Origin of the sequence: Amycolatopsis rhizosphaerae (assembly GCF_007713715.1) — a bacterium.
GTDB lineage: Bacteria > Actinomycetota > Actinomycetes > Mycobacteriales > Pseudonocardiaceae > Amycolatopsis_E > Amycolatopsis_E rhizosphaerae.
The window spans coordinates 19,739-27,800 of the sequence record NZ_VJWX01000038.1 but is presented as its reverse complement, the minus strand read 5'-3'; the positions used below and the strand labels follow the sequence as shown (position 1 = coordinate 27,800).

The window sequence follows — 8,062 nt, the reverse complement described above, 5'->3', positions numbered from 1 at the left end:
ACTCGCCAACCGACTCGTCGGCATCCTCCACGGATGCCTCAAAACCCACACCCCCTACAACGAAACCACCGCCTGGACACACCACCAACACCAGCAAACCGCCGCTTGACAACCAAAACCCAGGGATGTCTTCACGGCAGGCTTTCACTGCTGTTCGCCGCTCTGGATCTCCGGCTTGCCGCCGCTGCCGAGCCCCCTCTTCACCGAATCGAGGATCGCCATGCCCTGGCCGACCAGTCCGGAGGCCAGCTCGCCCAGGCCGTCGGCACCGTTGAGGATGTTCACGTTCGCCCCCGCCAGTCCCTGTGCCGCCTCGCGCACGATCTGAGGCAGCTGGTCGATGAGCATGCGGTCCAGCGCGACCCGGTTGTACGACGCCGCGGCCTCGGCCTGGATGCGCATCTTCTCCGCGTCGGCCTGCGCCAGGATGCGGACCCGCTCGGCCTCCGCGTCCGCCGGCTTGATGACCTCGGCGACGAGCTGCTGCTGACGCAGTTCGGCTTCGCGCTGCGCGAGTTCGGTCTGCATGGCGATGACCTCGCGCTGCGATTCGGCCTGCGCGAGCGGGCCGGCCTGCGCGGCCTCGGCCTGCGCCCGGTCCACCTCGGCCTTGTACTGGGCCTGCACGACCGCGGTCTGGCGCGCGTATTCCGCCTGGCGTCGCTGGGATTCCTGCTCCGCCTCGACCGCCGCCTGATCGGCCTGCGCCTGCGCGACCTTCGCCTTCCGCTGGATTTCGGCGTTGTGCGGGGCGGCCATCGCGGCGATGTAGCCGATCTTCATATCGTCGATGGACCGGATCTGCAGCGAGTCCACGGTGAGGCCGATCTTGGCCATCTCGGCCTTGGACCCGTCGAGCACCTCGGTGGCCAGCTTCTGCCGCTCGGTGATGATGTCCTCGACCGTCATCGAGCCCACGATCGAGCGCAGGTGACCGGCGAAGATGCGCCCCGTCAGCACCGTCATCTGGTCCTGGTCGGACAGGAACCGCTGCGCGGCGTTGATGATGCTCTCCTCGTCGTTGCCGACCTTGAACGCGATGACCGCGCGGACGTTCAGCGCGATCCCCTGTCGGCTCACGCAGACCTCTTCCACCTCCGCTTCGGCCATCGCCAGCGTCATGTAACGGACCTTGCGGAAGAAGGGCATCACGAAGGCTCCGTGCCCGGTCACCACGCGGAACGGGCTGCCGTCATGACCGCCCTTTCCGCCGGAAATCAGCATCGCCTCGTCGGGCGCCGGAACGTGATAGCCGAACATCGTTGTCTCCTAATCGGGAAGAGGTGATGACCACGGGACGACGTCGACGGTGCGGGCTCCGCGGGATTCGACGACGAGCACGGCGGTTCCGGCCGGAAGCGGTTCCTCCGACCACGCCAGGTAGATCTCGGAGGCACCCCGGATCCTGACCTTGACCTCGCCCGGGCCGTCCGCGCCCCGCGTCGGGTGCACGAGCTCACCGACCCGCCCCACGGCCGAGGCATCCCTGGCCACGGCATTCCTCCCGGCTCGACTTCGACCGGTGATCAACCTACTCCTCGGCCACGCTCATGGCAGTGGTGTTTTCGATAACGGCGCGCGGCTTCTCGCCGCTTCAGCTCGCGTGGCTGATGATCACCTTCCCGAAGCCGCCTCCCGCCTCGCAGTACTCGAAGGCCTCGCGGACCTGTGTGAACGGGAACACCCGGTCCAGCACGGGACGCAGGCGGTGCGCCGCCACCGCCCGGTTCAACTCCCGGAAGTGCGCCCGGCTGCCGGTGGCCACGGGACGGACGACCGCGCCCGAGCCGAACAGCAGCCCCGGCTCCACCGGCCGCGCGCCTTCCGCGCCGGACAGCCAGTAGCCCACGAGCGCCACCTCGCCGCCCAACGCGACCGAGCGCAGCGACTGCTCCAGCGGCCCGGTCGCATCGACGACGCAGTCGGCGCCCTCGTCCCCGGTCAGGTCGCGCACCCGCGGCCACCAGACGGGCTCGGCGCGGTAGTCGATCACCTCGTCCGCGCCGAGGTCACGCAACCGCCGGGCCTTCTCCGCACCGGAGGTCGTGACGATCACCCGGGCTCCGGCGAGCTTCGCGAACTGCAGCGCGAACAGCGACACCCCGCCCGAGCCGAGCGCCAGCACGGTCGCGCCGGGACGGAGGGCGCCGCTGCCGCTCAGCGCGTTCCACGCGGTCACCGCCGCCAGCGGGAACGCGGCGGCCTCCTCGAAGGAAAGGTGTTCCGGGATGGGCACCACGCCGTCCTCGTCGAGCACGGCGCACTCGGTGAGCACACCGTCGAGCATGGTGCCGAGCTGCGCCGCGTCGTCACGCCGGAAGGGCCCGTCGAGCCAGCGCGGGAAGACGGTGGCCGCCACCCGGTCTCCCGGCCGGACCCGGGTCACGTCCGCACCGACGGCCACCACCTCGCCCGCGCCCTCGCAGCCGGGCACCACCCCCGGCCGGATCGGCAGCGGGTAGTTGCCCGCCAGCACCATCAGGTCGCGGTAGCCGATCGCGTTCGCCCGCATGCGGACCACGATCTGCCGCCGTCCCGGCTCGGGCTCTTCGTGCTCACGGAGGGTCAGGCCCGCGGGATCGAGGTGGTAACTCTTCATCGCCAGTACTCCTTGGGATCAGGGGTTTCGCGCCACGGGATCGGCGCCGGACGCCGATACTGCGACCGAAAGGCAGGCGCGGCAATTCCTTCGAGGGAATCGCGGAGGGGCCCAGGAACGGGTAGAACCACCTGGTGAGCAGCACAACCGAGCAGGCCGGTATCGGCGTGGAACTGAAGCGCTGGCGCCGGATCCGGCGGCTGAGCCAGCTGGACCTCGCCGCACTGGCGGACACCACCCAGCGGCACGTGAGTTTCATCGAAAGCGGGCGATCCCGGCCGGGACGACCGATCGTGATCCGGCTGTCCGAGGCGCTGGGCCTCTCGCTGCGCGAGCGCAACGACCTGCTCACCGCGGCCGGTTACCTCCCCGCCTTCACCGAGTCCTCTTTGGACGAAGAGGCGCTGCGCCCGGTCCGCACCGCCCTCGACGAGATCCTGCGCGGCCACCTGCCCTATCCCGCGCTCGTCCTCGCACCGTACGGGCGGGTCGTGACGGCCAACGAAGCCGTCGAGGTGTTCACCGAGGGCGCGGCACCCGAACTGCTCACCCCGCCGGTCAACCTGCTGCGGCTGATGCTCCACCCGGACGGGATGGCCCGCCGTGTCGGCAACCTCGGCGAATGGGGGCGGCATGTCGTGGAAAACCTGCGTGCCCGGGCACGGCGGAGCCCCGATCCGGGGCTGGACGGGTTCGTCGCCGAACTCGCCGCCTACCTTCCCCGCGTCCCGGCCGGCCCCGGCCACCTCGGTTTCTCCGTGCCCCTGCGGCTCGCCTCGGCCGACGGGGAACTGCGCCTGATCACGCTGCTGACCTCGTTCGCCACCGCCACCGATGTCACGCTCGCCGAACTCCACCTGGAGGCCTTCCTGCCCGCGGACGAGGAAACCGCCGAACGGCTCCGGCTCAGGGCCGCGCGCCGCCGCTCCGAAGGGGCCGTATGGCGGCCACTTCCAGAACGGCTCTCCTAGGAAGCGCGGAGAACACGGACAGCGTCGGCCACCTGGCCGAGCCAGGCCACCTCACCCGCCATCGTTGCCTCGACGCGCGGCTGCGGGCCTTGGTTCTCCGCCGGATAGCGCCGTCCCTCACGTCGCGCCTCGGCCGCCGCGACCAGCATGGCCGCCTCGTCGGCGGCCGTCGTGCCGCTCGCCTCCGGCGGGAAGTGCTCGCGCAGCGCGAGATAACCATCGCGGATCTCGATGATGCGGCGGTAGAGCGCGAACTCCGCGTTCCGGTACCGCACGCGCAGCCTCGGCTCGAGCACGACGCCGGGCGCGGCGGTGGACACCAGCAGCCACAACGGTTCGAGCCGCGCGTGCTCCCGCCGCGCCCGACGGGCCCGGACGAGCGCGGCGAGGTTGCCGTGCCACAGGCCCACCGTGGCGCCGACGGCCCCGAGCCCGATCGCGGTGACCCCGAGAACGGCGGAGACCGCGTCCTCCGCCAGCACGATCCGGCCGTACCGGAACAGGGCCACGATGTCGCTGACCGCCCAGGCGGCCCAGCAGATCCCGGCGACGCTGCCCGCGGTGATGAGGATCAGTCCCACCCGAAGCGGCCCGGTGGCGCGGCGGACGGGGGCGGCGATGGCCATCGTGAACAGGAGAAGGTTCGCCATCCCGTACCCCACGAACACCCCGAGGTAGGCGGCGAAGACGCCGACCTTTCCCGGAGCCACCACCAGGTCGCCATCCACCGGATCCGGTGCGGCGAGCAGGAACAGCACGGTCTCCACCGCGACGGTGGCCACGGCCGCCACGATCACCGTCCGGCGGTGGCGGATGGTGCGGCGGAGTGTGCCGAGGAACAGGATGAGGAAGCCCAGCGCCAGGATCTTCAGGTCGTCGCTGGCCAGCGTGGTGAGCATCGGAACCGAATGCCCGTGGTCGAGCAGGTCGACCGCGTCGGGGGTGGTCAGGGCCATGCCCGTGGCCAGGCAGGCGATCAGGCACCACAGGTACCGCACGCCGGGATAGCCCGAGCGGATCAACCGGTAGGTGATCAGGCAGAACGCCACGACCCCCGCCGGATAGGCGATGATCACCTCGATGGGCCGCCGAACGCCTCGCCCAGCCCCTTGAGTTCGCCGGAGTACTCCCGGGGTGCCGGGCCCGCGAGGCGCTGGGTGAGGAAGGTGGCGACGAGTTCGGCTTCGCGTTCCTGGGGATCGGTGTAGGCGCTGCGTCCGAGGACGCGCCGGACCAGGTCGGCGGGCAGGCCCGGCAGCACCGGAGCGGGCACCGTGACGCCATCGCCGTGCCCGCACAGCAGGTGCGCGATCTCGTGGAACACGATGTGCTGCCGGTGCAGCGAGGAGGTGTTCCCTGGCGCCAGGATGTAGTCGGTGGCGTCGGTGGACACCAGCAACCCGCACGGGACTTCCACGGCGCTGGGCAGCACCTCGATCGGGCGGCCGCGCAGCTCCGCGATCCCGGCCAGGAACCGGTCCTGGTCGAACGGGACCGGCATCGGCACGGCCGCCGCGAGCCGACGGCAGCGCCGCCACTGTCCCCCCTGCCCGCGCATCCGCTCAGTCCTTCCCGCCGGACTTCCGGTCGCCTTCCCTGCGGGCGATCGCGTCGACCATGTCCTTGATCACCGCCTGCCCGTCCGGGGACAGGGTGACCGCGCGCAACGCGATCGCGCGGATCCCGGCGTCGCGCAGCGCACCGAGCAACGCCAACTCCTCGGCCAGCTTCGCGCTCTGCTCGTCGTCGAAGAAGTACGACGGCGGCACCTGGAAGAACCGGGCAAGCGCCTCGAGGTGCCGTTTGGTCGGATTGTCGCGTTTACCGGTGCGCAACTGCCAGAGGTAGGTGGTGGAGAAGGTCTCGCCGGTGGCCTCGCGGCAGGCCTGCGCCACCTCTTCGTTGGTGTAGCGGGTCCCGTCCGGCCGGCGGACCACTTCGAACAACTTGTCGATCTTCCCGGCGAGCGTGCGGCCGGCATCGAACTGGGGCATGTCCAGACCGATCCCTTCTCCCGGCTTCGCCTGCCCCCACGAGCTTACTCGTTCATCTCAGCTAAATCTTCACACAATCATCCATCTCAGCTAATATCGCTCGTGCGGAGCACTCCTCCGCGACAGGACTCAAGGGAGGAATCCGGAAGGATGCGCGGAAAGATCAAGGCGAGGATCGCCTCGGGGATGGCTGCCGGCCTGCTGGTGGCCGGTATCGGCGCGGCCGTCGCGGCCGGCACGGACAGCGGATCGTCGACCGACTCGGCGTTCAGGTGCACGGCGGACTCTTGCTACGGCTACCGAGACGTCTGGCCCGGCTCGGATGCCTACTGGGAATACCACGGCTGGAACCACAACTGGTACTGACACTGATACTGATACTGATACTGATACTGACGATGAAGCGGCTCCCGCACGGGAGCCGCTTCACTGTTCCCGGAAGGCCGACCGGGTACGGAAGATTTCGTCCGCGGCGTCGAACGCCGCCTGCCCCTCGGTGCTGGATACGCGCACCGGGCGGAACTTGCCGTCACCGGTGACGACGACGTAGTCGACGGCACGGAAGACCACCTCGCCCTGCTTCTCGATCCGCATCGTGCGGCGCATCGCCGCCACCGCCCCGTCGAGCCGCACCTGCTCCGGGTCGTCGCCGATCAGTTCGCCGCCCGGCGGGTAGATGTCGGTGGCGTTGTTCGCCCTGTCGTACTGGTAGAGCTGCGCCATCAACTGCGGCAGCCGCTCGGCGGAACCGGCCTGGGTTCCCTTCGTGACGACGATGACGGTTCCCCGATAAGGCCGCGAAGTGTCCGCTGTGGACGACAGGTAGACCGCTCCCTCCTCGTCCAGCTTCTGCGGCCACTCCCCGGGATACGCGATGCTGGAGCCGTTCACGTCGGCCGTCTTCACCGCGACGGACGGCGGCACCTGCCCGGGATTGGTGTCCCCCACCGTCGATTCCCGCTCCAGCAGGCCACGGATGGCCTCGATGTACTCGGGAGTGGACTGGACCATGGCGACGTAGGCATCTCCCCCGGGCGCCACCTGCAGGTACATGGTGCCGGTGAGGGGAACGCCGTGCGACGAGGTCGTGTAGGCGGCGGCCAGCCCCTGGTCCGCGCCGGGCAGCCGCTCCGTGGTCACCAACCCCCAGGCCAACGCCTTGTTCTGCTGGCCCAACCGGTCCCGCACCGCGGCGAAGACCTCGGGCAGCGCGCGTTGCCGCTGCCCGTCGAGCCGTTCGATGTAGCGCAGGCCCACCAGACCGTGATCGTCGCTCCCGCTCGCGACCGTCACCTCCTGCCGGGGATCACCGGCAGGCTGCCCCCAGCTCGCGTCGTAGGCCAGCGAGACCCCCGCCACCGTCAGGTGCGCGACGCGGGCGACGCGCGAGACCGGTGGAACCGCGGTGACCGGCGACGGCCGCCCGACGAGGGAAACGTTCCCGCACGCGGTCAGCAGGCACAGGCAGACCAGTACGACGGGAGGGAGCAGCAACAGACGGCGACGAAGGCTCATGTCTGGATATTAGCTGAAATGAATGGCTTGGTATTCAGCTTGGCCTAGATGAACTTCCCGTGACGTTTCGAACCGTGCGCAGCGGGAAGGGTTTGAGCTGGTACCGAGTTCCTCGACGCCGGGAGTCCGCCATGAGCACGCTGCACCAGCTGGCCCGCCGCGTAGAACGCCTGGAGGCACTGGACGCGGTGGCGAAACCCGTGGCCGCGCGGGTGCGGAGGCTGCTGCGGCACCGGACGGTGCGGAACCTGCTCAGCGGCACCAATCTCGGCCACCCCCTGCACCCGATGCTCACCGACGTGCCGATCGGGGCGTGGAGCATGGCCGCGTTGCTGGACACCGTCGGCGGCCGCACCCTGGCCCCGGCCGCCGACCTGCTGGTCGCCACCGGGGCGGTGGCCGCGGTCCCGACCGCGGCGAGCGGGCTGAACGACTGGTCGGACACGCTGGGCGCCGAGGCCCGCGTCGGCTTCGTGCACGCCGCCGCCAACAGCACCGCACTGTGCCTGTACCTGGCGTCCCTCGTCGCCCGCCTGCGCGGCAGGCGCGGGGCGGGCCGCTTGCTGGGTCTGGCGGGGCTCTCCGTCGCCGGTGCGGGCGCCTACCTCGGCGGTCACCTCGGGTACGTTCGGGGCGTCAACGTCAACCGCACCGCGTGGCACACCCCGCCGACGGAGTGGACCCCGGTGCTACCGGCCGCCGAACTGGCGGATCGCCAGGCCCGGCGCGTCGAAACGCAGGGCCTGGCGGTGCTGCTGTACCGGGTGGACGAACGGATCCACGCGCTCGACGCCGTGTGCAGTCACGCCGGAGGACCACTGGAGAAAGGCGCTTTCGACGACGTCTGCGTCACCTGCCCTTGGCATGGCAGCATCTTCCGCCTCGCCGACGGCCACATCGAGCGCGGGCCCGCCAGCAGCCCCCAGCCCGTCTACGAGACCCGGGTGGCCGACGGGCAGATCCAGATCCGCGCGACGGGCTGA

The 8,062-nt window shown here is 70.3% G+C and carries 10 protein-coding genes; 3 read left to right on the top strand and 7 right to left on the bottom strand.

What is annotated here, in order from left to right; all coding sequences use genetic code 11:
* Positions 1-144: 144 nt before the first annotated feature.
* The 3 genes from FNH05_RS06585 to FNH05_RS06575 all read right to left on the bottom strand — a co-directional run bounded on the left by FNH05_RS06585 (position 145) and on the right by FNH05_RS06575 (position 2,599).
* Positions 145-1,260, bottom strand: a complete 1,116-nt coding sequence (locus FNH05_RS06585) for a flotillin family protein (RefSeq protein WP_144586378.1) — start codon at positions 1,258-1,260, stop codon at positions 145-147.
* Positions 1,261-1,269: 9 nt separating this feature from the next.
* A complete protein-coding gene (locus tag FNH05_RS06580; RefSeq protein WP_144586377.1) occupies positions 1,270-1,494 on the bottom strand; it encodes an NfeD family protein in 225 nt (74 codons plus the stop codon).
* A 100-nt stretch (positions 1,495-1,594) separates the two neighbouring features.
* Complete coding sequence (locus FNH05_RS06575; protein ID WP_144586376.1) at positions 1,595-2,599, bottom strand: zinc-dependent alcohol dehydrogenase family protein; 1,005 nt, start codon at positions 2,597-2,599, stop codon at positions 1,595-1,597.
* Between the two features lie 134 nt (positions 2,600-2,733).
* On the opposite strand from FNH05_RS06575, the gene FNH05_RS06570 reads away from it, so the two are divergent.
* On the top strand, positions 2,734-3,570 hold the full coding sequence (locus tag FNH05_RS06570) for a helix-turn-helix domain-containing protein (RefSeq protein ID WP_144586375.1): 837 nt from the start codon (positions 2,734-2,736) through the stop codon (positions 3,568-3,570).
* Here FNH05_RS06570 and FNH05_RS06565 read toward each other — a convergent pair.
* From FNH05_RS06565 to FNH05_RS06555, 3 genes are read right to left on the bottom strand one after another with little or no spacing between them, the layout of a single operon-like run.
* Complete coding sequence (locus FNH05_RS06565) at positions 3,567-4,646, bottom strand: MAB_1171c family putative transporter (protein WP_144586374.1); 1,080 nt, start codon at positions 4,644-4,646, stop codon at positions 3,567-3,569. The two genes, FNH05_RS06570 and FNH05_RS06565, sit on opposite strands and share 4 nt — an antisense overlap.
* Positions 4,643-5,128 carry a hypothetical protein gene (locus tag FNH05_RS06560; protein WP_246127571.1) on the bottom strand — a complete coding sequence of 162 codons (486 nt, stop codon included), beginning with the start codon at positions 5,126-5,128 and terminating at the stop codon, positions 4,643-4,645. Before FNH05_RS06560 ends, FNH05_RS06565 begins: the two co-directional genes overlap by 4 nt.
* 4 nt (positions 5,129-5,132) lie before the next feature.
* Positions 5,133-5,564 carry an XRE family transcriptional regulator gene (locus FNH05_RS06555; protein WP_144586373.1) on the bottom strand — a complete coding sequence of 144 codons (432 nt, stop codon included), beginning with the start codon at positions 5,562-5,564 and terminating at the stop codon, positions 5,133-5,135.
* A 150-nt stretch (positions 5,565-5,714) separates the two neighbouring features.
* Here FNH05_RS06555 and FNH05_RS06550 point away from each other — a divergent pair, with 150 nt between their 5' ends.
* On the top strand, positions 5,715-5,930 hold the full coding sequence (locus FNH05_RS06550; RefSeq protein WP_144586372.1) for a hypothetical protein: 216 nt from the start codon (positions 5,715-5,717) through the stop codon (positions 5,928-5,930).
* 60 nt (positions 5,931-5,990) lie between these two features.
* On the opposite strand, the gene FNH05_RS06545 is transcribed toward FNH05_RS06550, so the two are convergent.
* Positions 5,991-7,079 (bottom strand): amidase, encoded by a 1,089-nt coding sequence (locus FNH05_RS06545; RefSeq protein WP_144586371.1) that lies wholly within the window; start codon positions 7,077-7,079, stop codon positions 5,991-5,993.
* A 131-nt stretch (positions 7,080-7,210) separates the two neighbouring features.
* Between FNH05_RS06545 and FNH05_RS06540 the strand changes: the two genes are divergently transcribed.
* Positions 7,211-8,062 (top strand): Rieske (2Fe-2S) protein, encoded by an 852-nt coding sequence (locus tag FNH05_RS06540; protein ID WP_144586370.1) that lies wholly within the window; start codon positions 7,211-7,213, stop codon positions 8,060-8,062.

Bases quoted from the DNA above. Each gene is read 5' to 3' on its own strand.
- FNH05_RS06585 (WP_144586378.1), bottom strand. From the start codon at position 1,260: ATGTTCGGCTATCACGTTCCGGCGCCCGACGAGGCGATGCTGATTTCC.
- FNH05_RS06575 (WP_144586376.1), bottom strand. From the start codon at position 2,599: ATGAAGAGTTACCACCTCGATCCCGCGGGCCTGACCCTCCGTGAGCAC.
- FNH05_RS06560 (WP_246127571.1), bottom strand. From the start codon at position 5,128: ATGCGCGGGCAGGGGGGACAGTGGCGGCGCTGCCGTCGGCTCGCGGCG.
- FNH05_RS06555 (WP_144586373.1), bottom strand. From the start codon at position 5,564: ATGCCCCAGTTCGATGCCGGCCGCACGCTCGCCGGGAAGATCGACAAG.
- FNH05_RS06550 (WP_144586372.1), top strand. From the start codon at position 5,715: ATGCGCGGAAAGATCAAGGCGAGGATCGCCTCGGGGATGGCTGCCGGC.
- FNH05_RS06545 (WP_144586371.1), bottom strand. From the start codon at position 7,079: ATGAGCCTTCGTCGCCGTCTGTTGCTGCTCCCTCCCGTCGTACTGGTC.
- FNH05_RS06540 (WP_144586370.1), top strand. From the start codon at position 7,211: ATGAGCACGCTGCACCAGCTGGCCCGCCGCGTAGAACGCCTGGAGGCA.